The following is a 24,101-nucleotide window of genomic DNA, read 5'->3' as shown; positions in this document are numbered from 1 at the left end:
TCAAAACGAAACACAAACAAGAGTTGTTCTCATTTGCCGTACTCGGTACCCTAGTGCTGATGAGGGCTGTCGACCCGGCGGCCACGCATTCCAACCACCTCGGGACACACCATGAGACGCAAAATGAAACTCGCAGCGGGCGCCGCGATCGTCGCTGTCGCGCTGTCGGGCATGCACGCGACCGCCGGCGGCCACCTGGCAGTATACGCCGATTTCCCCGTCACGCTGAAAGGGTACACGGGCGACAAGACCAACTCTGTGGCCTACACAGGCCAGATTGCACGCTACGTGCTGCACGATTCGCTCAAGAAACTCGCGTCAAAGAGCGACGGCAGCAACAACGCCGAGGTGCTTGCGGAGATGCAGGCCTACTACAGCGGCAAGGACGCAGGTCGCGCGATCATTGCGCCTGCCGGCAAGGACGGCTTCGCCGTGAAGCAGGCTGGCGTTGACGACATTTCCAAGGGCAAGGACCTGCAGGGCAAGACCTACAAAGGCTTGGTCCCGGGTTGGCCCGGCCAGTTGACCGGCCCCGAAGTCATCAACTTCATGATCGAGAAAGCGGCCTCCGTCCCGGGTGGCTACGATGAGATCAATGGCTTCGACTACGGCCAGTTGATCTCCAAGACCCTGATCGGTGCCGTGTTCTACAACCAGGCCGTCGACAACTACCTCGACGAGCTCATGGGACCGGACAAGAAGCCGAACGATGCGCCCTACAAGGAAGGCGCGCACTACACCGGCAAGGAACACGCCTGGGACGAGGCATTCGGCTACTTCGGTGCGCCGGCACACACCACGGGCCTCGATGCCGAAACCGTTTACAACATCGCGAAGATGAAGTCCGCTGCGTTCACGCCGGCCGACGCGAACGCTGACGGTGTCATCGACCTCAAGTCCGAGATGACCTTCGCGAACGCCTACTACGCGGCCGACGCGGACAAGAGCGGCAAGACCAACTACCTCCAGGACATCATGGCGAACTTTCTCGCCGGGCGTAAGCTGATTTCCGAGGCGGGTGGTGAAGCGCTCGACGGTGGCCAGCGAGCCGTGTTGATGGCCTACGCGGCCGACATCAAGAGCGACTGGGAAAAGGTGCTCGCCGAGGCCGTCTACAAGTATGCGGGTTCCGTGTACCTGGACGCGCAAGAGCTGAAGACTGCCGTTGACGAGACCGGCGATATCCCCAAGATCATGCGCAAGTACGCCAAGCACTGGGGTGAGCTGAAGGGCTTCTCACTGGCCCTGCAGATGGGCGGCAAGGACATGGGTGCAACCGCGGTCAAGATGAACCGCCTGATCGGGTTCAGCCCGGTTGTGTTGCTCGACGAACAGGTTGTTCGGGTGGACCAGAACGGCGACTACGTGCGCGAGCAGGGCAATGGCCTGACCGAGTACATGCTGCACATGGCCAAACTGCAGCACCTGTTGGACGACACCTTCGGCCTGACCGCCAAGAAGAACGCCATCGAAGGCGATTTGCAGGCGTTGAGCGACAAACTCGGCAACAAGGACAACGCCGAGAACGACTGATCGCTGACGCGATCGCAGGGCGACTCGGGCGTGCACGCTCGCGTCGCCCTTTTTTTTGGGGGATTCGACATGTTTGAACAGATTACCGACACCGTGACCGACCTGTTCTTCAACCCCGAGAAACGTGTCTTTATCGGCTACCTGGCCAGCGCGTGGGTCATCGGTATCGTCTGGCTCTGTTGGGCCGGTGGGAGCAGCCTTCGAGGCGCCATGTCGCGCACCTTCGACCGTCGAACATGGCTCGGCAGGTCTGCGCGCGCCGACTACCTGTTGCTCGCCATCAACCGGGGCGTGATGGGCCTGATCACACCGGCGCTGATTGGCCAGCTCGCGATCGCCACATTCTGGTTTCACTTTCTGCATGGCCACTTCGCGCCCGGCGGCGGAGCGGATGTGCCCAGAGCCGTGGTTCTCACGGCGTTCACACTCACGCTGTTCCTGTTCGATGACGCCAGTCGCTACTGGGTGCACAGGCTGATGCACCGCTCCCCCTGGTTGTGGCCGTTCCACCGGGTGCACCATTCGGCGGAAACGCTGACACCGCTGACCATATTCCGAACCCACCCCGTCGAGGGTGTGATCTACGTCTTGCGCAGTGCCGTGGTGCAGGGTTGTTCTATCGGCATATTCGTCTTCGTGTTCGGAAACAAGGTCGATTTGATCTCGGTGCTTGGTATCAACGTCGTCATATTCGCCTTCAATGCACTGGGCGCCAACCTGCGCCATTCCAACGTGCCGGTGCACTACCCGAGCTGGTTGGAGAAGTGGTTGATCTCACCCGCGCAACACCACATTCACCACTCGATCGAGCGGCGGCACCACGACCGGAATTTCGGGGTTGTGCTTGCCATTTGGGATCGCATGGGGAACACGCTTCACCCGTCCGAGCCCGATGCCGATTTGCAATTCGGTGTCAAAAAGGAGCAGACACCAGCGGAGCACTCGCTGATCACGCTCTACCTTCACCCGTTTCGGTCTGTCTTCCGTCGCGCGTTCAGAATCGCACAGTCATTGCTCATCAAATTGCGTGAGCAGGTGAGCTGACGTGCAGGCATCGAGATTGCGCGGTGAAAAGCAAGGCGGTGCTCGAGGTGCAGCCGCTGCACGGCTAGGGGGAGAGGGTGCCGTCCTGGCTGAATGGAATGCGCACCGGGATGCCAGCGATCTTGACTGACCCTTCGAGCCGGTAGTTGAGTCCCTGACCGCCCGTCAACTTCCCGAGGTTCTCGAGCACTTTCAGCAGACCACTGTTCACCCTCACGGACACATCCGCTTCACCGTAGGGTGGCAGGTCGATCGGCGTCTTGCTGATGCCGCTCGCGAACTCCTCGCCGTTGATGATGGCCGAGAACTGGGTGTCCTGGATCGCGAGCGTGCGGTCGTTCGGGTTTTGCAGGTTGAGCGTGAGGTTGAAGGTCTGCTGCAACAGCGAGGCCTCGACCAGGTCGACACCCACCAGCGTGACGTCCGGCGGGTCCGGTACGATCCGGTCGACCAGCGACGCGCAGGCTGACAGTCCGAGCGCGCACAGCAACACCAGGGCGGTGAGGCCCGGGTGCATACGCCGCGGAGTCGGAACGGTTTCCATGGCCTCAGTATACGGCCTGGGTGCGCGTTGTGTCAGCCTGGCGGGGCCCCCTGCGGGCCGGCCCGGAGCGGCGTGCTGGCAGGGCGCGCTGTGGCAAACAGCGAGAAGAAGTTCCGCCGGGTGTGGGCGGCCAGCTCGTCGAGGGGTATGCCACGGAGGTCGGCGAGGAACTGCGCCGTGTGCCGCACGAACGCCGGCTCGTTGGGTTTACCGCGGTGCGGCACCGGGGCGAGGTAGGGCGCATCGGTTTCCACCAGCAGGCGATCCAGGGGCACCAGGCGCGCGGCCTCCTGCACGGCTTTGGCCGACTTGAAGGTCACGATGCCCGAAAACGAAATGTAGAAACCGAGATCGAGGGCCTGCCGGGCGATGTCCCAGTTTTCGGCGAAACAGTGCATCACGCCACCCGAACGGTCCGCACGGTTGGCCACCAACATGTCGACGGTGTCCTGGGCCGCCGCGCGCGTGTGAATGATCAACGGTTTGTCGGCACGCGCGGCGGCCTCGATGTGTGTGACAAAACGCTCGCGTTGCCACTGCATGTCGCCTTCCACACGCATGAAGTCGAGGCCCGTTTCTCCGATGGCCACCACTTTCGGGTGATCGGCGAGCTCGACCAGCTGGTCGATACCGGGCTGCTCGGCCTCCGGGTAGCACGGGTGCACACCGACCGAGGCGAAGAGGTTGTCGGATCGGCCGGCGGTATCGAGCACACGGGGGAAATCCTCGAGCGTGACACTGATGCACAGGATGTGGTCGACACCGGCGTCGTGGGCGCGTGCCAGGGTGCCTTCGAGGTCTTCACGGAGTCCGTCGAAGTCGAGGTGGCAGTGCGAGTCGATCAACATGCGTCAGGGGTACCGTGGTTCAGTTCGACTTGAGCATGGCACGCAAATCGGCCAGTGCCTCGCGACCGCGTTGTTCCGTGACCGTTTCGGCGTCGGTACCCGACCCGAACACCTCGATATCCTCACTCGGCAGCTCGGCGAAAAACCGACTGGTCTGGGTGCGCATCGTGTCGCCGAAGCGCGCACGCTTGGTTGCGCGGGTCAGGGTGAGCCGCTCCTGTGCCCGGGTGATACCGACGTAACACAGGCGGCGTTCCTCCTCCACCGTGTCCTCTTCGATGCTGCTGCGGTGTGGCAGCAGCTCCTCCTCGAAACCGACCAGGTAAACAAACGGAAACTCCAGACCTTTCGACGCGTGCAGCGTCATCAGGCGCACGGCGTCGCCGGTGTCCTCGTCGTCCTCGAGCCGGTCCATCAACGCGAGGTGCGCCACGGCCGCGTCGAGGTCCGGTGGCGACCCGTCGGCGTCGGCGGGGATACGTTCGATCCACTCGACGAGCTCGCGCACGTGCTGGCAGCGTCGCAGGCCAATGTCGCGCCGGTCGCTGGTTTCCATCAGCCACGCGTCGTACTGCACCGCGTCCAGCAGGTGGTTGACCGTGTGCTGCGCTGACGCGCGACGCGCGACCTCGCGACACCCGGTGTACCAGGTCGCGAAACGGTTGACGCGCGCGTGCGCCGCACGCCCCAGCGCGGCCTCGAGACCGAGTTCGAAGCACGCGTCCATCAGGCTGCATCGCCTCGACCGCGCGTAGGCGGCGAGCTTCTGCAGCGTGACCGGCCCAATGTCGCGTCGCGGCGTGTTGACCACGCGCATGAATGCGGCATCGTCCCGCGGGTTGACCAGCAAGCGCAGGTACGCCACGACGTCCTTGATCTCGCTGCGGTCAAAGAAACTCGCGCCGCCGGAGACGATGTAGGGTATCCGCTTGGCCCGCAGCGCGCGCTCCACGCTGCGTGACTGCGCGTTGCCGCGGTAGAGCACGGCGTACCGGCTCCAGCTGCCGCGGTGTTTGAACTGGTGGGCGTGGATGTCTGATGCGACCCAATCGGACTCATCGTCCTGCGTGCCGCATTGCATGAAGCGCACGGTGTCGCCACCGACGCGTTCCGACCAGAGTGCTTTCTTGAACACGTGCGGGTTGTGGGCGATCAAGGTGTTGGCCACCTTGAGGATACGGGAGGTGGAGCGGTAGTTCTGCTCGAGCTTGATGACCCGAAGAGTGGGGTAGTCTTCCTGCAGTCGGGCGAGATTTTCAGGTCTGGCCCCACGCCACGCGTACACCGACTGATCGTCGTCGCCCACGGCGGTCAGTCGCCCCTGGACGCCAGTCAGGCGCCGGACGAGCGCGTACTGGATGGCGTTGGTGTCCTGGTACTCGTCCACCAACAGGTGGCGCACGCGGGCCTGCCACCGTTCCCGGCACGCGGCGTCGTCGAGCAAGCTGACCGGCAGGGTCAGCAGGTCGTCGAAATCCACGGCATTGCACTGGCGCAAGTGCGATTGATACAGCCTGAACAGCTCGACCAGTTCCCCGTCGGCCTGGCTGCGGATCGACTCGGCTACCTCATCCGGACCCTGACCGTCGTTTTTCCAACGTGAGAGGTGCTGCCGGGCAACGCTGGCGTCGAGCACGGTGGACAACCGCGCTTCGCCGGCGAGCGCCTTGAGCGTGCTCACGGTGTCGGTCGGGTCGATGATGGTCAGGTTCGCACTGAAGCCCAGTGCATGACCCTCCTCGCGCAGAAACCGGAGGCCGAGTGTGTGGAACGTCGACACCTGCACCAGATCCGCGGTACCCGACCCCAACATCGTCGCCAGGCGGTGTTTCATCTCTCGGGCCGCCTTGTTGGTGAAGGTCACGGCGTAGAGGCGCTTTGGTGGGACCTCGAGGTCGCGAACCAGGTGCGCGACCTTGTGCGTGATGACCCCGGTCTTGCCACTGCCTGCGCCCGCGAGCACCAGCAGGGGCGATGACACGTGGCGTACAGCTTGGCGTTGTTGTGGGTTGAGTTGCATGGAGGGACCACCGCGAGGGCCGCGTAGCGTACCGTGCAGCGACGGCCCTGTCATCGGCCCTGTCGCCACGTGATAGGGTGAAGCATGGCCAAATTCGACTGTGACATCGACAACGAGACCGGATGGTTGTCGGGGGCACGTCGCTGCCCGTCACCAAACGCGGACACGCGGCCGCCGGGTGTGGCGCCCGAGCTGATCGTTGTCCACGGTATCAGCCTGCCGCCCGGGCAGTTCGGCGGCCCCTGGATCGACCGGTTGTTTCGCAACGAGCTGCCTGAGGGCGTGCACCCGGCGCTCACGGCGCTGCGGTCGCTCCGGGTGTCAGCGCATCTGTTGATTCGGCGGGACGGCGCGTGCACACAGTACGTGCCGTTGCACCGGCGTGCCTGGCACGCCGGTGTCAGCACCTTCGCCCACCGGACGGGGTGCAACGACTTCTCGGTTGGCATCGAGCTGGAGGGCACAGACGCGGCGCCCTACGAGCCTGTGCAATACCGCGTGCTCGCACGCGTGTGCCTGGCGTTGCAACGCCGCTGGCCGGCCATCTCGCGCGACCGCATTGTTGGCCACAGTGACATCGCCCCCGGCCGCAAGTCAGACCCCGGGGAGGCGTTCGAGTGGTCGCGATTGATGCGAGAATTGGACTCCCTCACCTCGGAAACCGGACATGCTCGTCCCCAGTGACACCCTGCGCGCGGCACTCGACGCGGCTGACGCCGCCCGCAACGTCATCCTTCGCCACTACGAGGCCGGTGTCGACGTCAACTTCAAGGGCGATGACTCGCCGGTCACGGCGGCGGATGTCGACGCCGAGCGCGCCATTCTCGCGGTGCTGAAGGCGCGTTTCCCCGACCACGCGTTCTACGGCGAAGAAACCGGTCGACAGGGCCAGTCCACCGATCACCTCTGGCTCATCGACCCGATCGACGGCACCAAGTCTTTTGTACGCGCGTGCCCGTTCTTCTCCACGCAGATTGCCCTGATGCACCGCGGCGAGTTGGTGCTTGGCGTGTCCTCGGCGCCGGTGTCGGGCGAGGTGTTCTGCGCCGAGCGCGGACAGGGTGCCTGGTTCGGTAATGAGCGCCTGCACACGCACCAGCCGGTTGCGCTGGACCGCGCCATTCTGTCCACCGGCAACGTCGGCAGTCTCAGCGGTGTCGCCGACAGTTGGACCGCACTCGGTCAGTTGATGCGGGATGTGCATCGGCACCGCGGTTACGGTGACTACCTGCACTACCACCTGCTGGCGCAGGGCAGCCTCGACGTGGTCATCGAATCGGACGTGAACGTACTCGACGTCGCAGCCCTGTCGGTGATCGTGGCGGAAGCGGGAGGGAAAATGACCGACCTGGCGGGCGAGCCGATCGGGCTCGACACCACGAGCGTGCTGGCCAGCGGCAGCGCGGCGCTGCACGCAGTCGCGCGGGAGCGGATCAGTTGGCCAGCCGGTCCTCGTGCGGGTTGACCGTCTGTGCGGCGTCCTGCCACGGCTTTGGCTGCTGCACATCGGACATGAGATCGACCGGGTCGATGTTCATCACGCTGTTCATCTGCTGGCGCAAGACATCCTGATTTCGGGCGTACGCGCCCAGGCTGCGGTCGAGGAACTCCCCGACCATGACGCTCATGGTGTCGTCCGAACACCGGATGAGTTGCTCGAGGAAGCCGGTGTTGAAGCACGGGCTTGACGAGGCGGTCTCGTGCTCGCAGACGATCTGCAGCAGGATCGTGCGGGTGATGTCATCACCGCTGCGCGAGTCGACCACGCGAAAGGGCTGTTGCTCACAGACCATTTTCCGCACGCCGTCGAGGGTGATGTACGCACTCTCGTGGGTGTCATACAGCCGTCGGTTGGGGTACTTCTTGAGCGTCCGGGGTGCGCTGGAAGGGCCTGATGTGGTCATGCAGCTCGCCAGTTGACTTTCGCGGCGCAGCATAACCGTCGAGACCGCCACCTTCAACATCGGTGGCACTATATTTCTGCTCTGTCGTGCACTGCACGCCGAAATGCGACGTTTTCCGCAAACTGGATCGCTTGGTTGCAACGATCTCGTTACGTTCCGCCCCGTGTGCGGCGTCAGGCTTGGTGCATGGTGCAACGCACAAGCGGTCCGTGTGACAGCCGGGTGCGGTGTGCACACCGGCCGTGGCGTGTCAGCGCGTCAGTTGAGTTGCTGGAACCAGTAGTTCTCCTGCACGTTCGGGATCGTGCCCGCGGTCGCGTTCGGGTCTGACTGGAAACACTGCATGTTCACGCACTCTGACAGGTTGCCGCTGGGGTCGCGGTGCCCGGCCATGTCACTCGGAATGCCCGGCGCTGCCAGCGGGATCTCGCGGTCTTCGGTGCCGAGGGTGGTGTTGCCGCTGTAGTCGAACACGGGCTGTGCGTCGTACAGCTTCATGCGGTACAGCGTGCCGGACCCGATGTCGCGCTCACACGGCGCACTGCTCGATGGGATCGTGTAGACCGGGTAGTTGACGATGCCGTTCGAGATCGACACACCCGAGATCGCCTTGCGGTCATTTGGCAGATTGACGTACCACCCTTGCGATGTGCGCAGCTGCTCGTACTCGTTGGCGAGTGCGGTAGGGTTGGTTGTGGTGCCGAGGGTATTGGCCGTGGCGTCGTACAGGTCGCCGTTGTCGATGACCGGGAATCCGCCACTGGGCATGCTGACATGGGTGTCACGAATCAGGTAGAGGCGGTTGTCGTTGGTCGACGTCAGCGGGTTCATGCGATCGCCGGTGCCAAAAGCAAGCGCAACCCAGGCCTGGCCATCGTCGCGCACCAACGCCGTACGGATCGGTTTGAATACTCGCCTGCGCTCGCCGTCCACATCGCGGCCAAGTTCGGCGATCATGCCGCCGTCGGCGGATGAGCTGCTGTTGCCGACGAAGTTGTCGGCGAGATCAAAGCGCCAGACTTGTGCACCGAGGTCGACGGCGTACACGCGATCGGCAAAGCCGTCGCCGTTGGTGTCAACCGGACTGGGCTCGGCAACAAAGGCGTAGTCCATGTCACTGAACTGCATCTCCGAGGTGGCGGTGCTCGCGTTGGACACGGCCGACCAGGACATCGAGCCGGTCTCAAGCTCGAGCAGGCCGATGCCGCGGCCCATCACGTGCCCGGTGTACGCAAACTCCGCGTTCGGGTCGTAGCCCATGGCGATTGCCATCAGCGATTTGCCGCCGGTGGTCTTGCGTGCCCGAAGCGGGACGGCTTGGCTCAACGCGTGGCCGTACTCACGCCAACGCCCGAGTGACGGGTCTTTCTTGTTCAAGGCCACCACAACCGGGTTGACACGGTCGTTGGCGCGGGTGGCGTCGAAAATATAGAGGGTGCGCCCACCGAGGCCGTAGGGCATGTACAGGTACACGCGGTCTCCGGCGCTCTGCGTGATGATGCCGTCGAGGTTCTTGTCGATCACGTACGCCGAGAGCTTGCCGTCGATGCCCCAGAAGCGCGTGCTGCCGGTTGCGGGGTTGTCAAACTGCGGTGCGTAGTGCGGCACACTTTCGATCGGCGACACGGCGAAGATCTCGTCGCCGGTCTCGCCGTCGAAGCCGTGCAGCATGCCGTCTGACGTGGCTGCAAACACGACAACATCGGGATTGGCTTCCGTGCCGCCGTACTGGATGGCAAGGGGTTCGTTGCGTGCGAAGCCGCCGATCTGCCCCGAGTGCTCACCGGTGTTGAGGTCATCGTCGGTGTCTGGCGTGTCGTAGCCGAGCGCGTAGTCGAGTATGTCCTGGCGTTCGCTGGCCGGGCGCGTTGCCGCGCCCAGTGCCGCGTTCACCGTGGGTTGAGCCAGGGACAACTGGTGCATGCTGTTGGTGAGGTTGCCTTCGATGCTCGGGTCGACGTTGATGCCGTAGATGTTGCGGGACGCGGGATTCTGACCGGCGAGTCGCTCGCGTGCACCACCGTCGAGCACGTTGTTGCCGTCGGCACCGGACGACCAGTAACTGCGGGCCGATGGGATGATGCCGCCGTTGGTGTTCAGGATCTCGGGGTTGTTGGTCTCGTCCGAGTCGGTCAGGTACGGCCGCAGACCGTCGTAAGCGATGCGGTACTTCTTGACGTTGCCGCGCCATTGGTAACTCGAATTCGGCTCATAGACACCGGTGTAGACCTCACTGCGGTGCGCAACGCGGCTGAACTGATCCGAGCTCGTGACGACGCGGCTCGCCACTGTCACCGTACCGGCGATGTTGCTCAGCACATCGACGAGATTGTTCTCGAGCTGGATCGCATCCTGGGCCGAGAAGTAGGACGTATCTGCGGCCGTTGCGGTGTCTTCGAGTAACTGAAAGCCGATCTGCACGCCCACCGGATGCACTTTCACTGTCTGCCCGTCCGGGGTGCCGTTGCCGTCGTCGTCGAACACGTTGGGGATGCCGGGGCGCGAGTCGGTTTGCGCCATGTACAGTGCAAGGTCGTCGAGGCAACTGGTGCCTGTGCTCTGGTTGTTGCCCGAGTGGCAGGAGCCGCCGCCGAGCAGCGTTTCGATGGGTTCTTGGTCGTTGTCCGCCCAGGGCACACCGTCGGTGAACATGATCACGTGGCTGCGCTGGCATTCGTGGTCGATCGGGCTGATGTAGTTGGACCCGGAAATCGCATCGGGGTGTGTGCCAGTGGAGCTGCCGAACAACCGGCTTTCGCCCCGGTAGTAGCGGTAGACCTCGTACAGGCCCTCGGCCAGCGGCGTAACGCCGCTGGCAGGCAGCGCGTTCACGGTGTTCTCGAATTCGGTGCGGTTGGCGACGAGTCGATTGTCGCGAACGGGCCTGACAATGGTGGCACCGCTGCTGCCGTTCATCCGCGCGACACCCGCGTTGATTTGCGGGAACAGGTGCGACACGTTGATCATCACCCGCTTCATCGCTTCGGACTTGTTGGTGCGGGTGCCGCTCTGGTTTTCGATCGGGGGGTTGAGTTTGTAGTTGATGTAGTTGCCGAGGAAGGCGGTAACATAGCCCGCGCCGTTCCAGTCGATTTCCTCTCCAGCATTGGCCGTCCAAGCGGTCGTGGTATTGGCGTTCACGTATGTACCGCCACCGACGCCGTTCTCGCCGTGCACACCGCGGTCTTCAAAGCAGTCAATCAGGTGGCCATCGAACTGCCCCCAGACGCCCTTGTTGACGGGCAACCACTTGTCTTCTGCAGTCGGGTTTCCCGGAATGGTCGTTGGCAGGCGGCCTACCATCCGACCGGTAAAAAATCCCCGTGCGTCGATTCCCAGATTTGCCTGATCGCAATGCATCGACATGCGTTGCCCCGAGGTCACGCTCGAGGGTGAGTTCGGCACCCGGCCCCCGGGCGCGTAGTAGACGCTGTTGGTTGTGAAAGCCCCTGAATAGGTTTGGGCTGGGTTGTAGGGAATCGGCACATTGTTCATCGAACCGTTCATGCTGCCGGAGGTGTCCATGTAGAACACGACGTTGGGTAGCTCTGACACGGTTCGGTCGAAGAAGATATCGGTGTCGAGTGCTTGTGCGCTCGTCACTGTCAACGCAAACAGCGATAGCGTGCACGCGGCCTGTTTCAGTCGCTGCCGTGTTGCACGGAGGTGGCGCGTTCGTGCGCTGATCTCGGGCTGACGTGATCGTTTCATGGCGTTCTCGTTGACATGTCTGCTGCGGGCGGAGTCGACCCGGAGGTCAATCGCAACTGGAATCGGCGTTCCAGGAGCCGTTGCCGAGGCTGTTGCCCGAGGTGATGTTCATCGCCGGACAATCCGCGTCTTCGGCGTTGGTGGCCGTGGCGGTGAATTGTTGGTTGCCGTTCTGGCGCGTGACCCCGTACGCCCACTTGCCCCCGGCGGGCAGGGCGTAGATTGGCGCGAGCTCCGCGGTCGATGCGTAGCGGTTGTTGTTCAGGTAGTACTTTTCCTGAGCGTCCGCGATCTTGACCAGCACCGCCTGCGCCTCGCTGCGCTCCGACTTGATCACGTAGCCGCGGTAGGACACCGTGGATATCGACGCCAATATGCCAAGAATGGCAATCACGATGATCAATTCGATCAGAGAGAATCCGGTTTCCTTTCGCATAGCGCTGTCTGTCTTTGTCTGTGGTGTTAAGAAGGGCATGACATCACTCCGTCGCGTACGTCGTACCCGAATGGCCGCCGCCCACCTGCACGTAGACGCTGCCGATCACGGTTTTCGAGGCGCCGCGTTGGGTGGCGTCGCCGTACTGGCCAACAGAGGTGATCTCGTAGAACACACAGGTGACGCCGCTTGTCGCAGTCGCGGAGCTGCTGATCGGGCAGGGCAGCGAAGCACCGAGTGGTTGGATTTCAACTTCCGAGGTCCAATCACCTGGCGCACTGTTGAAGTTCACGGTCTGCACGTCTGCCACCGGGTCCGTGCCGTTGGCGTAGGGGTTGAGCAGGGTCTGGCGCAGGGTGGGTGAGCGCATCACGCGGCGCAGGCCCGACTCGGCAGCCTCGAACGCGACTTGCGAGGCCTTTTCGTTTTGCGCGATGCGCATCTCCACGCTCGACATGCCGATGACACCCATGCCGGCAATGGTCAGGACTGCCAGCACCATCAGGGCGATGATCAACGTGACGCCGCGCTGGCGGCCCGGCATCGCGGGACTTGCGTTGGGCTGAGTCATAGGTTGTTGCGCACCTGGAATGTGCCTTGCCACACCCGCAGGTCGGTGGTGGCGGTGATGTTTTCACCCGCGAACTGGTAGGTGCGTGTCAGCGCGGACGGCCGGTCCACGTTGTCGCTGCCCGACACCGTCAGCACCTGTACCGCGCGGATGCGGTCGACCAGCGACGGGTCGTTCCAGTTCAGCGTGTCGGCGGTCACGTACTGCGTGACGATGCCCTGGCAGGGGTTCACCGCCGCATCGCAGATCTCGATCCCGAGTTGCAATTGGAAGTTCTCGACACCGGTTGCGATCACCTCCTCCTCGTAGAGCAGGCCCGCCGTGCCCGAGAGGCCGATCCGGCGCAACGACCGGGTGGGTACGTCGGCGGTCGGCTCGGACAGGTAGTAGATGTGCACGCGCAACGGCTGGATCAGTCGGTCGGCTTCAGGGGCAAAGGCGGCGCCGTAGCCGATCGTGGTCGGCGGGATCGTGCCTTCCCAGAACAGCCGCCCGCCGGACGGGTTACTGAACAGGTAGACACTGTCCTCGGGCAACGCCGTTGCCGCTGCAAACGGCAAATCCTCAATGTCGGTGTATTTCACCGCGAGGATGTCGGTGCCAGCCACCCAGGTTGCACCGACACAGGTTGCGTTCCACGGGTTGGCGTTGTTGGTTGCGAAGATGTACTGCTCGAGGTCGTTGTAGAAATTCGCGTCGCAGTCGCCCGCCACCGGCGGCAACTCGTTGGTCCCGCCCGTGCGGCCCTCGATCGAGAGCGCACCGCGCAGTCGGCCGAACATGCCCGCGTGGCGAATGTCGTCGCCGAGCACGCCCGCGATCAGGCGGGTTGAACCCAACAACTCGGTGCTGGCTTCGGTTTTCTCCCGGGTGGCGGTGCTGCTCACGACGATGCCGAAGGCACCGGCGATCAGGACAACACCGATGGTCATCGCGATCATCAGCTCCAGCAAAGTGAAGCCGCGTGCGGCGCGTTGGCTGGTGGTATGCGGTTGGCTGGCCATCAGATCTGACTCACCGTGTTGTAGGTGAACACGTCGGTGCCGTTGCCGGCGTCGTTTCGGGTTTCCCACTGCAGGGTGAGATCCACCTCGAAGGGCGGATCAGCGCCCACCACCGGGGCGATGGTGACGGTCCAGGACGGGTTGAAGTTGTTCAGGCTGGCCTGCAGCGAGTCGCGAATCGCGACGAGGTCGATCTGGGCGCGCTGGACGTCGGTGCAGGTTGTCGTGCAGCCCGGTGCGGTGCCCGGCAACGCGTTCGAGTTGATGTCGAAGCTCTCGGCGATGTCGGGGTTGGCCCGGATCGCTTCCATGATGCGCGAGCTGTGTTCGAGGATCACACTGCGTTCGAAACTCACCTTCGTCGAGCGCAGCGCCTGTACCTGCAGGCCGGCCACGCCCAGCAAACCGATGGCGAGGATGGCCACGGTCACCAGCACTTCGAGCATGGTCACACCGCGTTGGTCTTTTCGGATGATCAGCATGATGTGGCCTGTATGACGGTGTCGGTTTTCTCGATGCGCACGGCACCGGTGGACGACACCTCGATCACGCGGCCCTCGGCGTCGGTGTCAGTCGAGCACAGCTGGAATGACGCGCTGCCGCGACGACCCGCGCTGTCGCGGATCGTGCCGTCGGGTCGGAACCAGATCGCAGTGTCGAAGGTGGTTGCGGTCGGCGGGTTGATCTGGATGCCGAAGCCGAAATCCTCGCCACGCCTCATCGGGTTCGGCGCGCCGGTGTTCGGGTCGTTGTCGATCACCTGGTTGGTGGGAGCAGCGTCGATGCCAACGAGGTACCCGGTCGCCTGCCAGCCCCCGGCCTCGGCGGCTGTGCGACACTGGGTCCCGGCCGCGTCGGCGTGGCATAACACCGTGGTCTGGCCGGTCCGAACCGCCTCGGCCCTGGCCAGATTGAGGTCGCCAGCGAGTCGGTAAGCTGCTGAACTCAATCGACTTTCCTTGACCATGTGGCTCATGGCGGGCAATCCGACAGCCATGAGGACGCCCATGAGCATCACCGTGACCAGGAGCTCGATGAGGGTAAAACCGGAGTGATGTGTGCGCATAACCAGTCGCCAAGCACGTAGTGAGCCTGTTGGTTGCCTATCGGCAGTACGCGACTAAATTTGAGCGTGCGGGTGGTGCCCCGGGCGGCGGCCCGGGTCGGGATGCGCGTTCGGGGCCCGCGAAACGGGCCGTCAGGGCGGGGAGATCGGGCCCATCAGGGTGGGTCGGCAGGCGGTGGGGCCTGTCGAGGTGGCGGGGCCGCAACCGGTGGCAGCGACCCGGTGTGGACGGGTTCAGTCGATGCCAATGCAGCAATATTTCACTTCGACGTAGTCCTCGATGCCATAGTGCGAGCCCTCGCGGCCCAGGCCGGACTCCTTTACCCCGCCGAAGGGGGCGATTTCGGTCGAGATCAGGCCGGTATTGCAGCCGACGATGCCGTACTCGAGGGCCTCGCTGACCCGCCAGCTGCGCCCGAGGTCACGGGTATAGAAGTAGGCGGCGAGCCCGAACTCGGTGTCGTTGGCCAGCGCGATGGCCTCGTCTTCGCTGTCGAAGCGAAACAACGGTGCGAGTGGACCGAAGGTCTCTTCCCGCGACACGGCCATCTGCGGTGTCACGCCGGCGAGCACGGTAGGCTGGAAGTACGTGCCGCCGAGCGCGTGCCGCTCGCCACCGGTCACCACCGATGCGCCCTTAGACAGGGCATCGGCGATGTGTTCTTCCACCTTGGCGACCGCCGCGTCGTCGATCAGCGGGCCCTGGGTCACGCCGTCATCGGCCCCGTTGCCCACCGTGATCGCGTCGACCGCGGCCGCGAGCTTCTCACTGAAGGCGTCGTACACGCCGCTCTGCACGTAGATGCGGTTGGCACACACGCAGGTCTGTCCGCCGTTGCGGAATTTGCAGATCATTGCGCCTTCGACCGCCTTGTCGAGGTCGGCGTCGTCGAACACGATGAACGGCGCGTTGCCGCCGAGCTCCATCGAGGCCTTCTTGACAGTTTTGGCGCACTGTTCAAGCAGCACGCGCCCGACCTCGGTGGAACCGGTGAAACTGATCTTCTTCACGCGCGGGTCGCCCGTGAGCTGCCCGCCGATGGCCCGGGCACTGCCGGTGACACAACTGACAACGCCTGCGGGGATCCCCGCGCGCTCTGCCAGTTCGCAGAGTGCCAACGCGGAGTAGGGGGTTTGCGACGCCGGCTTGATCACCATCGTGCAACCGGCGGCGAGCGCGGGTCCGACCTTGCGGGTGATCATCGCGGCCGGGAAGTTCCAGGGCGTGATGGCCGCGCAGACGCCAATCGGCTGCTTGAGCACGACGATGCGCTTGTCGCTCTGGTGCGGAGGAATCACGTCGCCGTAGATGCGCCGGCCCTCCTCGGCGAACCAGCGAAAGAATGAGGCAGCGTAAGCGATTTCACCGCGCGACTCGCCGAGCGGCTTGCCTTGTTCGGCAGTCATGAGCTGCGCGAGGTCTTCCTGGTGCTCCATCATCAGTGCGTGCCAGGCAAGCAGGCGGTTGCTGCGCTCCAGGGCCGTCAGGCCCCGCCAGGCGGGCAGCGCCGCCTCGGCGGCCGCAATCGCCCGCGCGGTCTCGGCTTCACCCATCTTTGGCACGGTGCCGAGCGACGCCTGCGTGGCCGGGTTCAGCACCTCCAAGGCGTCGCCAGAGTCGGCGTCGCACCACGCGCCGTCGATGTAACACTGCTGGCGAAACAAGGCCTGATCGTTGAGTTGCATGGTCGCGCGTCCGGAGGGCAATGGGCTAAGCTCGCAATTTTAACATGGTCAGGAAGGCCGCCGTTGCGCCACCATCCGGCTAGACCCGCACGGGCGCGGCGTTGACCAGCGCCGCCGCGACGCGTCGGTGTTGCGCCAGTAGGTCCGGCAAATCCACGTCCACGAGCTCGCCGTCCCGCACGCGGGCACGACCTTGCACCAGGGCGTGGTTGACGTGACCCGGGTTGCCCAACGCGATCGCGGCAACCGGGTCTGCGTCGTAGCCGGCGAACGCGAGCGCGTCGGACCGCCAGGCCACGACATCGCAGGCCTTGCCCACCTCGAGTGAGCCGATGTCGTCCCGCCCCAGCACCTCGGCGCCACCCCGCGTGGCCAGTCGGAGCGCCTCGCGCGCCGTGAAGTGCTCGGCGCCGTGTCGGACACGCTGCAACAGCAGGGCCTGCCGTGCTTCGGCGCGCAGGTCGGCGCTGTCGTTCGATGCCGAGCCATCGACGCCGAGGCCGACACGCACCCCCTGATCCAGCCACTGCCGAACCGGGGCGATGCCTGAGCCGAGTCGCATGTTTGAGCACGGACAGTGCGCGACCCCGGTGCCGGTGTTGGCGAAGGTGGCGGACTCGTTTTCATCGAGATGCACACAGTGCGCATGCCAGACGTCTTCACCCAGCCAGCCACAGTCGGCGGCGTAGTCACCTGGTCGCATGCCGAACGCGTTTTCACAGTAGCGGATGTCTTCGGCGTTTTCGGCGAGGTGGGTGTGCAGCCGCACGCCGTACTGGCGTGCGAGCTCTGCCGAGGCCCGCATGAGGTCACGCGATACGGAGAAGGGCGAGCAGGGCGCGAGCCCGATCCGCAACAACGCGTGGGGCGCGGGGTTGTGCCACCGCTCAATCAGTCGTTGGCTGTCAACCAGGATGTGGGACTCGTCTTCAACCACCTGATCGGGCGGCAACCCACCGGCGCTTTCACCGATGCTCATGCTGCCGCGCATCGCGTGGAACCGCACACCCAGCGCCAACGCGGCCTCGATCTGATCGTCCAGTTGGCAGCCCCGCGGGAACAGGTAGTGGTGGTCGCTGCTCGTCGTACAGCCGGACAGCAGCAGTTCCACCAGGCCCACGGTGGTCGACACGCGCATCGCCTCCGGCGTCAGGCCCGCCCACAGGGGGTAGAGGGCCCGCAGCCAGCCGAACAGGCTGGCGTCCTGGGCGGCCGGGATCACGCGGGTCAGGTTCTGGTAGAGGTGATGGTGGCAATTGACAAGCCCCGGCAGCACCACATGGTCTCGCATGTCAATCACCAGGTCTGCGTGTTGCGGCAGCTGATCGCCGGGACCGATCGCGACGATCACGCCGTCCTCGGCGTACAGCGTGGCGTTTTGCAACTCCTCGCCGGCGTCGTTCATGGTCACGAGCGTGTCACAGTGGTTCAGTAGCGTCGAGAACACGTCGGTCACTCCGATTGGGCAGGGGTATTGCCGGACGCGGGTGTTTGACCGGTTTGTAATCCCCCTTTTTCACAGGAGCATATAGGCTTCTGTCACACCGCGTTACTGCGGTACGTCGGGCGCGACGGTGTGGCGCCCGTAACTGAAAAACCCGGATCCGACATCTATAGTCCTCTTGTGACTGATTTCATGATTGCGCTCGTTGCGCTAGCGGCCACCGTGGCCGCCATTATTCCGCTTCGGCACTTCGCTGATCGCCTCGGGCTTGTCGACGTTCCCACCCAGCGGAAGCGGCACCGCGGCGCCGTGCCCGTGATCGGCGGTATCGCGATGGTGCTCGGTATCACTGCCGCCGTGGGCGTGTCCGGCCACTTCCACGACGTCTTCTGGCTCGGCGCGAGCGCCTACCTGCTGCTGTTGTGCGGCATGATCGACGACAAGTTCTCGATCCGCGTCGCGCTGCGCTTGCTGGTGCAGTGCATGGTGGCGCTGATCCTGCTGTTGGGCACGGGTATCGAGTTGAGCTCGGTCGGGGCCCTGCTGCCCGGGGTGGACGTGGAGCTTGGCCGGCTGGCATTGCCCTTCACCGTGTTCTGCATCATAGGCGTGGTCAACGCCGTCAACATGATCGACGGTGTGGACGGCTTGAGCGGAACGCTCATGCTCGTGACCTTCGCCGGCTTGGCGGCCATCAGCTTCGGGCACGGCGGCGGTCTGTTTGTGGTGAGCCTTGCGGTGAGCTTCGCGCTCGTTGGGTTCCTGCTGTTCAACGCACGCGCGTTCCGGTCGCGTGCCGCGATTTTCATGGGTGACGCCGGCTCGACCACACTCGGGCTGATCGTGGCCTTCCTGCTGATCTCGCTGTCGCAGGCGCCGCAGGCCAGTGTCAGCCCCGTGGGCGCGGCGTGGATCCTCGGCGTGCCGTTGCTCGACGCCATGACGGTCATCGTCAAGCGCGCGGTGAGCGGCAGGCCGGTGTTTGGCGCCGATCGCGCGCACGTGCACCACGTGTTTCTCGACCTCGGCTACTCCGTGAACGCCACGGTCATCCGACTGGCGGCGCTGCAGGCGATTCTGGTGGGCGTGGGCTTTCTGATTTCCAGCAACCGGCAATTCGAAACTCTCGGCTTCTGGGGTTTCATCGCCTTGATCGCAGCGTCGGTGGGCGTCTCAACGCTCGTGGTCAGGCGGCGCAAACGCGCTGAGCACAGAGTCAACCGCGCCAGTCAGCACTGAAACCGCGGCCACCGGTCGGCGCTGATCAGTCGCCGAAGCCCTGATCGGGCAGTTCGTCGGTCCGGCGCAGGAGTTTCGTCAACAGGCTGTTGAGCTGCGTGCGTTCTTCGTCGCTGAGGCCGTCGAGCAGCCACTCCCCCGTGCGGTCGGCATCGGGCACCATGGTGTCGACGATGCCCCAGCCCTTCTCGGTGAGATCCAGAATCGTGCGGCGACGGTCGGCGTCGTCGATGGTCACCGTGATCAACTCGAGGTCAGCCATGCGGCGCTGTGCTCGGCTGACGCGCGCGCGGTCCATCGACGATTTGTCCGCGACCTCGTGTGCTGACAGGGCACCGTTCTCGGCCAGCGTCATCAGAATGCGCCACTCGGGGATCTGAAACTGGTACTTCCGTTCGAACAGGCCATTGATCGCCTGGGTCATGCGGCCGGCGGTCACGGACAGCTGGTAAGGCACGAACTCGTGCAGGCGAATGGTTGGGCGCTGCCGCTTCGGAGTCGACATGGTGGTACAGGTGTTCTCGTTCAGATCAACCCGAACGGTAAAAGATTTTGCCGTGGTTCGCCAGCCGACTGTCGGGAGTAGGACCAGCCAAGGTCGGTGTGTGCGGTTGTCGGTAACGGGTGCGCGAGCTGCCCTGATCGCGGCGCCGTGGCATCGGGTCGCGCGTTGCGACTCGGCGCGAGACGGCCCAGACACAACGGCAACCCCATCTGTGATTTCAGCGTTGAGCGGCGGTGAACGGGTATAATGGAGAGCTGGTTTGCGGCTTCAGGAGTCGACGTGTTCACAGCCCAGAATCGCCTGAACTGGACATCCGCTTTTCGCGGGGCAGGAGCAGTATTGTGCGTCCTGGCAGTCGCTTTGCCCGGCGCGGCACTGGCTGCGGGTGATGCCGCTGCCGGCCAGCGGCTCGAACTCACCGACAACTGGGTCGGTACGCTGTGCCTGGTGATCTTCGCAGTCGCCTATGCGCTCGTGATCGGTGAGGAGCGAATCCACCTCAGAAAGTCCAAACCCGTGATCCTCGCGGCCGGCGCGATCTGGGCGGCAATCGGCTGGGTCTACACGCAGCACGAAATCGATCACGTGGTCGAAGCTGCATTTCGACACAACCTGCTCGAGTACGCCGAGCTGATGCTGTTTCTGCTCGTTGCAATGACCTACATCAACGCGATGGAAGAGCGCCGTCTGTTCGATGGTTTGCGGGTATGGCTTGTCAAACTCGGCTTGTCCTACCGGGCGCTGTTCTGGTTGACCGGGGTGTTGTCGTTTTTCATTTCGCCGATCGCCGACAACCTCACCACGGCACTGTTGATGTGTGCGGTCGTGTTGGCGCTCGGGGCCAGCAACACGCGCTTCGTAAACCTGGCCTGTATCAACATCGTCGTCGCGGCGAACGCCGGCGGGGCGTTTTCGCCGTTCGGCGACATCACCACGCTCATGGTCTGGCAGAAGGGGCTGGTCAGCGTGCAGCAGTTCCTGGTGCTGTTTCTGCCCTCGGTCGTGAATTTCCTGATCCCGGCGGCGATCATGACCGCGTTTATTCCGAACGAGCGGCCGGAACCCGTGCACGAGTTCGTCGAACTCAAGCGCGGTGCGCGTCGCATCGTGCTGCTGTTTCTGGTGACCATTGCGCTGGCTGTCAGCATGCACAGCTTCCTCGGCCTGCCTCCGGTGCTCGGCATGATGACCGGGCTTGCGCTGTTGAAGATCTTCGGCTACTTCCTGCGCATGACCTTGCCGAAATCACTGGCGAAGAAGCGCCTGCGCTACGCCGACGACCCCCAGCGTTTGCAGTCTCTCGAGCACATCGGTCCCTTCGACATCTTCAACCGCGTCTCACGCGCCGAATGGGACACCCTGCTGTTTTTCTACGGCGTCATCATGTGCGTGGGCGGCCTGGGCTTCATCGGCTACCTCGCGATGATGTCAGAAGCGCTCTACGTCAATTGGGACCCGACCTACGCCAACGTTGCGGTCGGCGTGATCTCGGCGTTGGTCGACAACATTCCCGTGATGTTCGCCGTGCTGACCATGCAGCCGGACATGTCGCTCGGGCAGTGGCTGCTGGTGACGCTCACGGCCGGTGTCGGCGGCAGCCTGTTGTCGATCGGCTCTGCGGCCGGTGTCGCGCTCATGGGACAGGCGCGTGGTCGCTACACCTTCTTCAGCCACCTGAAGTGGAGCTGGGCCATCGCGCTCGGCTACGTGGCGAGCATCTGGGTGCACCTGAGGCTCAATGCGCACCTGTTCGACGTGCCGATCTGAGCCGGGTCGGGCGTGACGGCACCGTGAGCGCGCCACGTCTCCCGCGGGCGCCTCAGCCCGTGTAGGCGCCCAACACCTGCTTGGCCAGCGCCGCGCGGTGGACTTCGTCAGGGCCGTCGGCGAGTCGGATGGTGCGCGCGTAGGCGAAGGCGTCGGCGAGGAACGTGTCCTGACTGACGCCGAGCGCGCCGTGTGCCTGGATCGCCCGATCGATCACCCGCTGCGCCATGTTCGGTGCGACGATCTTGATGGCGGCGATCAGGTCGCGAGCGCCCTTGGTGCCGGCGTCGTCGATGCGCTCTGCCGCCTGCAGCGTCAGCAGGCGGGCTTGAGCAATGTCGCACCAGCTCTCGGCGATGTCGGCGCGGATCGTCCCCTGCTCGGACAAGGGTTTGCCGAAGGCGACGCGGCTGCTGGTACGCTGGCACATCATTTCGAGCGCGCGTTGCGCACAGCCGATCAAGCGCATGCAGTGGTGAATGCGACCTGGCCCCAGGCGGCCCTGGGCGATTTCGAATCCCCGGCCCTCGCCGAGCAGCAGGTTCTCGGCCGGCACCCGAACGTCATTGAACGCGATTTCGGCGTGGCCGTGTGGGGCATCGTCGCTGCCGAACACCTGCAGCGGGCGGATCAGCTGCACGCCCGGTGTGTCGGCGGGCACCAGGATCATGGACTGCTGCGTGTGGCGGGGTGCGTCCGGGTCGGTCTTGCCCATGACGATCAGGATCTTGCACCGCGGGTCGGGTGCACCCGTGCTCCACCATTTTCGGCCGGTGATCACGTAGTGATCGCCATCCCGCACGATACTGCAGCGGACGTTTGTCGCGTCGGACGACGCGACGTCGGGTTCGGTCATGCAGAACGCCGAGCGAATCTCGCCGTCGAACAGCGGTTCGAGCCACTGCTCGCGCTGAGCGTCGGTGCCGTACTTGAGCAACACTTCCATGTTACCGGTGTCCGGTGCACTGCAGTTGAAGGCTTCCGGTCCGATCAACGAGCGACCCATGATCTCGGCAAGCGGCGCGTACTCGCGGTTGCTCAGCCGGCCACCGAGGTCACGTGGCCGCCAGAGGTTCCACAGGCCGGCATCGCGGGCCTTGCGCTTGAGCTCCTCCATGACGGGCGGAATTGTCCAGCGGTCGGCGGCGCTCTCGGTGTGGGCCCGGTAGAGGCGCTCGGCGGGGTAGACGTGTTCGTTCATGAAGTCTGTGAGGCTGGCCTGCAGCGCAGTCGCGGGTTGGCTCATGTCGGTCGGTGGGGTGTTCGGTGGGCGTCAGAGCATACAACATGGCGCTTCGCAGGCGTCTGCTGGCCCCGGATGCTGTCGTCAGGCGTTGAGGAATCGAGCGAACACGGTGAACTGCGAGAACCGCAGCGCGGTGTACGTGCTGGCACGTGAACAGCGCAAGCGCAGCAAGCCGTTCGACGGCGGCACGGCTTGCAGCCAATGGTCCGGCTCGTGACCTCAGCATCTAGAGCGAGGTGATCAGCGCCGGCTGTGCGTGGACGTCGAGGTGCGCGACGCTGTTGAACAGCGCGAGCCGCACCGGACCGGTCGGGTTCAGCTCCAGCGCCGTGACCGCGGTGTTGCGCAGTTGGGCGTTGAACAGGTGCATCTGCGAATCGTCGAGTTGCAAGGCGGCGCTCAGCAACAGGGATATGGTGCCGGCCGAGCTGATGGCCAGCACGTGCTTGCCGGGCGTGGCCGCGAGCGTGCGTCCCTCCAGCCACCGGGTGACCGGGGTCTTGTAATCCACCCACGTGGGTTCGAGCCCGTCCAGCAGGTCGCCCCGCCAGAGGTCGATGGCGTGCCGCAGCGTGTTGGCGAAAGCCGCGTGTGATTGGTCCGCCCCCGCGTCGTGTCGGGCCGCGTGCTCCGGAAACTGCGCCTGGTACTGCGCCAACAGCGCTTCGAAGGGGATTTCGTCCAACGCCGGGTCGTGCCAGGCCTTGTGGGGCAGTGGGTAGGTCTGGTGAAAGGCGTCGAGCGTCAACCGGTGCCGTTGCAGGGTGCCGCACCAGATTTCATCGAAACGGCGGTCGCAGGCGCGCATGTGCTCGCCCAACAGCTCACTCTGTCGCCAACCGCGGTCGGAGAGGGTGTCGTAGTGACCGGTGAGTTCGCCGGCTTGGCCGTGTCTGACGAGATACAACACTGTCATGGGCTGATGGGGCTGAAAAACCCTGTGAGGGCGCGGCAAAGGGACTTGGCGGACCGCCGCGGACGGGTGTGGCGTCTCGCAGGGTTGGCAGGCGTCTCGCGCACGCCGGCGGCACGCGGCCTGGCGGTGACGAAACCTCTGTTCTGTCACCCGGTCAGTATAGGACCGTCAGCGGCCCGCGTGACGCGAACCTGAGAACGACCGCCTGCTCGGGAACGGCAGCGCGCGGGGCCGTATGCCATAATGCGTGATTGACCTGAACAGGATGCAACCCCATGGATTTCTTCATTTCGAACGCGTGGGCCGAGGGCCCGGCCCCTGCGGGTGGCGGGCTGATCAGCCTGGCTTTCCCGGTGCTGATCCTCGTGGTGTTCTACTTCCTGCTGATCCGACCCCAGCAGAAACGGGTGAAGGAACACAAGGAAATGGTGGAAGGCATCAAGAAGGGCGATGAAATCGTCACCGCGGGCGGGCTGGGTGGCACCGTGACGCAGGTTGGCGATGCGTTTGTCACCGTCAAGGTTGCGGAAAACACCGAAGTGCACGTACAGAAGCAGTCGGTCGCCAGCTTGTTGCCCAAGGGCACATTGAAGAACGCCTGATCCCCTCTCACGTCC

22 protein-coding genes are annotated in these 24,101 nt (G+C 64.3%); 7 read left to right on the top strand and 15 right to left on the bottom strand.

Annotation, left to right across the window (positions count from 1 at the left end):
- The first annotated feature begins 111 nt into the window (after nucleotides 1-111).
- Nucleotides 112-1,533 carry a DUF4856 domain-containing protein gene (locus AAGA11_03750; GenBank protein MEM9601950.1) on the top strand — a complete coding sequence of 474 codons (1,422 nt, stop codon included), beginning with the start codon at nucleotides 112-114 and terminating at the stop codon, nucleotides 1,531-1,533.
- A 69-nt stretch (nucleotides 1,534-1,602) separates the two neighbouring features.
- Nucleotides 1,603-2,577 carry a sterol desaturase family protein gene (locus tag AAGA11_03745; protein MEM9601949.1) on the top strand — a complete coding sequence of 325 codons (975 nt, stop codon included), beginning with the start codon at nucleotides 1,603-1,605 and terminating at the stop codon, nucleotides 2,575-2,577.
- Between the two features lie 64 nt (nucleotides 2,578-2,641).
- On the opposite strand, the gene AAGA11_03740 is transcribed toward AAGA11_03745, so the two are convergent.
- The 3 genes from AAGA11_03740 to AAGA11_03730 are packed head-to-tail and all read right to left on the bottom strand — an operon-like array spanning nucleotide 2,642 to nucleotide 5,989.
- A complete protein-coding gene (locus AAGA11_03740) occupies nucleotides 2,642-3,121 on the bottom strand; it encodes an LEA type 2 family protein (protein MEM9601948.1) in 480 nt (159 codons plus the stop codon).
- Nucleotides 3,122-3,153: 32 nt separating this feature from the next.
- Nucleotides 3,154-3,969: a TatD family hydrolase gene (locus AAGA11_03735; GenBank protein ID MEM9601947.1), complete on the bottom strand. Its 816-nt coding sequence runs from the start codon at nucleotides 3,967-3,969 to the stop codon at nucleotides 3,154-3,156.
- 19 nt (nucleotides 3,970-3,988) lie between these two features.
- Nucleotides 3,989-5,989 carry a UvrD-helicase domain-containing protein gene (locus AAGA11_03730; GenBank protein ID MEM9601946.1) on the bottom strand — a complete coding sequence of 667 codons (2,001 nt, stop codon included), beginning with the start codon at nucleotides 5,987-5,989 and terminating at the stop codon, nucleotides 3,989-3,991.
- Nucleotides 5,990-6,073: 84 nt separating this feature from the next.
- Here AAGA11_03730 and ampD point away from each other — a divergent pair, with 84 nt between their 5' ends.
- Entirely contained in the window at nucleotides 6,074-6,673 is a 600-nt protein-coding gene (ampD, locus tag AAGA11_03725) for a 1,6-anhydro-N-acetylmuramyl-L-alanine amidase AmpD (protein ID MEM9601945.1), read from the top strand.
- Nucleotides 6,657-7,454 carry an inositol monophosphatase family protein gene (locus tag AAGA11_03720; GenBank protein ID MEM9601944.1) on the top strand — a complete coding sequence of 266 codons (798 nt, stop codon included), beginning with the start codon at nucleotides 6,657-6,659 and terminating at the stop codon, nucleotides 7,452-7,454. The genes ampD and AAGA11_03720 overlap by 17 nt, the downstream gene beginning before the upstream one ends.
- Here AAGA11_03720 and phaR read toward each other — a convergent pair.
- The 9 genes from phaR to AAGA11_03675 all read right to left on the bottom strand — a co-directional run bounded on the left by phaR (nucleotide 7,423) and on the right by AAGA11_03675 (nucleotide 17,814).
- Nucleotides 7,423-7,893: a polyhydroxyalkanoate synthesis repressor PhaR gene (gene phaR, locus AAGA11_03715; protein MEM9601943.1), complete on the bottom strand. Its 471-nt coding sequence runs from the start codon at nucleotides 7,891-7,893 to the stop codon at nucleotides 7,423-7,425. The two genes, AAGA11_03720 and phaR, sit on opposite strands and share 32 nt — an antisense overlap.
- Nucleotides 7,894-8,151: 258 nt before the next feature.
- Nucleotides 8,152-11,604, bottom strand: a complete 3,453-nt coding sequence (locus AAGA11_03710) for a hypothetical protein (protein ID MEM9601942.1) — start codon at nucleotides 11,602-11,604, stop codon at nucleotides 8,152-8,154.
- A 46-nt stretch (nucleotides 11,605-11,650) separates the two neighbouring features.
- The gene (locus tag AAGA11_03705; GenBank protein ID MEM9601941.1) at nucleotides 11,651-12,040 is read right to left on the bottom strand and encodes a type IV pilin protein; all 390 of its coding nucleotides are present in this window, start codon (nucleotides 12,038-12,040) and stop codon (nucleotides 11,651-11,653) included.
- Between the two features lie 43 nt (nucleotides 12,041-12,083).
- Complete coding sequence (locus tag AAGA11_03700) at nucleotides 12,084-12,611, bottom strand: PilX N-terminal domain-containing pilus assembly protein (protein ID MEM9601940.1); 528 nt, start codon at nucleotides 12,609-12,611, stop codon at nucleotides 12,084-12,086.
- Entirely contained in the window at nucleotides 12,608-13,615 is a 1,008-nt protein-coding gene (locus tag AAGA11_03695; GenBank protein MEM9601939.1) for a PilW family protein, read from the bottom strand. The genes AAGA11_03700 and AAGA11_03695 overlap by 4 nt, the downstream gene beginning before the upstream one ends.
- Complete coding sequence (pilV, locus tag AAGA11_03690) at nucleotides 13,615-14,097, bottom strand: type IV pilus modification protein PilV (GenBank protein MEM9601938.1); 483 nt, start codon at nucleotides 14,095-14,097, stop codon at nucleotides 13,615-13,617. Before pilV ends, AAGA11_03695 begins: the two co-directional genes overlap by 1 nt.
- Nucleotides 14,091-14,681: a GspH/FimT family pseudopilin gene (locus AAGA11_03685; protein MEM9601937.1), complete on the bottom strand. Its 591-nt coding sequence runs from the start codon at nucleotides 14,679-14,681 to the stop codon at nucleotides 14,091-14,093. The genes pilV and AAGA11_03685 overlap by 7 nt, the downstream gene beginning before the upstream one ends.
- A gap of 234 nt (nucleotides 14,682-14,915) precedes the next feature.
- Nucleotides 14,916-16,367, bottom strand: coding sequence for an NADP-dependent succinate-semialdehyde dehydrogenase (gene gabD, locus AAGA11_03680; protein ID MEM9601936.1), 1,452 nt, complete (start codon nucleotides 16,365-16,367; stop codon nucleotides 14,916-14,918).
- Between the two features lie 79 nt (nucleotides 16,368-16,446).
- Nucleotides 16,447-17,814, bottom strand: coding sequence for an 8-oxoguanine deaminase (locus tag AAGA11_03675; protein ID MEM9601935.1), 1,368 nt, complete (start codon nucleotides 17,812-17,814; stop codon nucleotides 16,447-16,449).
- 177 nt (nucleotides 17,815-17,991) lie between these two features.
- Here AAGA11_03675 and AAGA11_03670 point away from each other — a divergent pair, with 177 nt between their 5' ends.
- Complete coding sequence (locus AAGA11_03670; protein ID MEM9601934.1) at nucleotides 17,992-19,050, top strand: MraY family glycosyltransferase; 1,059 nt, start codon at nucleotides 17,992-17,994, stop codon at nucleotides 19,048-19,050.
- A gap of 25 nt (nucleotides 19,051-19,075) precedes the next feature.
- Here the strand turns inward: AAGA11_03670 and AAGA11_03665 are convergent, their stop codons facing one another.
- The gene (locus AAGA11_03665; GenBank protein ID MEM9601933.1) at nucleotides 19,076-19,555 is read right to left on the bottom strand and encodes a MarR family winged helix-turn-helix transcriptional regulator; all 480 of its coding nucleotides are present in this window, start codon (nucleotides 19,553-19,555) and stop codon (nucleotides 19,076-19,078) included.
- A gap of 348 nt (nucleotides 19,556-19,903) precedes the next feature.
- On the opposite strand from AAGA11_03665, the gene nhaD reads away from it, so the two are divergent.
- Entirely contained in the window at nucleotides 19,904-21,322 is a 1,419-nt protein-coding gene (nhaD, locus tag AAGA11_03660; protein MEM9601932.1) for a sodium:proton antiporter NhaD, read from the top strand.
- Between the two features lie 52 nt (nucleotides 21,323-21,374).
- Here the strand turns inward: nhaD and AAGA11_03655 are convergent, their stop codons facing one another.
- Both AAGA11_03655 and AAGA11_03650 read right to left on the bottom strand, forming a co-directional pair.
- Complete coding sequence (locus AAGA11_03655) at nucleotides 21,375-22,568, bottom strand: acyl-CoA dehydrogenase family protein (protein MEM9601931.1); 1,194 nt, start codon at nucleotides 22,566-22,568, stop codon at nucleotides 21,375-21,377.
- A 226-nt stretch (nucleotides 22,569-22,794) separates the two neighbouring features.
- Nucleotides 22,795-23,484: a histidine phosphatase family protein gene (locus tag AAGA11_03650; protein MEM9601930.1), complete on the bottom strand. Its 690-nt coding sequence runs from the start codon at nucleotides 23,482-23,484 to the stop codon at nucleotides 22,795-22,797.
- A 275-nt stretch (nucleotides 23,485-23,759) separates the two neighbouring features.
- Between AAGA11_03650 and yajC the strand changes: the two genes are divergently transcribed.
- Nucleotides 23,760-24,086, top strand: coding sequence for a preprotein translocase subunit YajC (gene yajC, locus AAGA11_03645; protein ID MEM9601929.1), 327 nt, complete (start codon nucleotides 23,760-23,762; stop codon nucleotides 24,084-24,086).
- The last annotated feature ends 15 nt before the right edge of the window (nucleotides 24,087-24,101 follow it).

The organism is Pseudomonadota bacterium (assembly GCA_039196715.1).
GTDB lineage: Bacteria > Pseudomonadota > Gammaproteobacteria > CALCKW01 > CALCKW01 > CALCKW01.
This window is presented reverse-complemented; position numbering and strand designations above follow the sequence as displayed.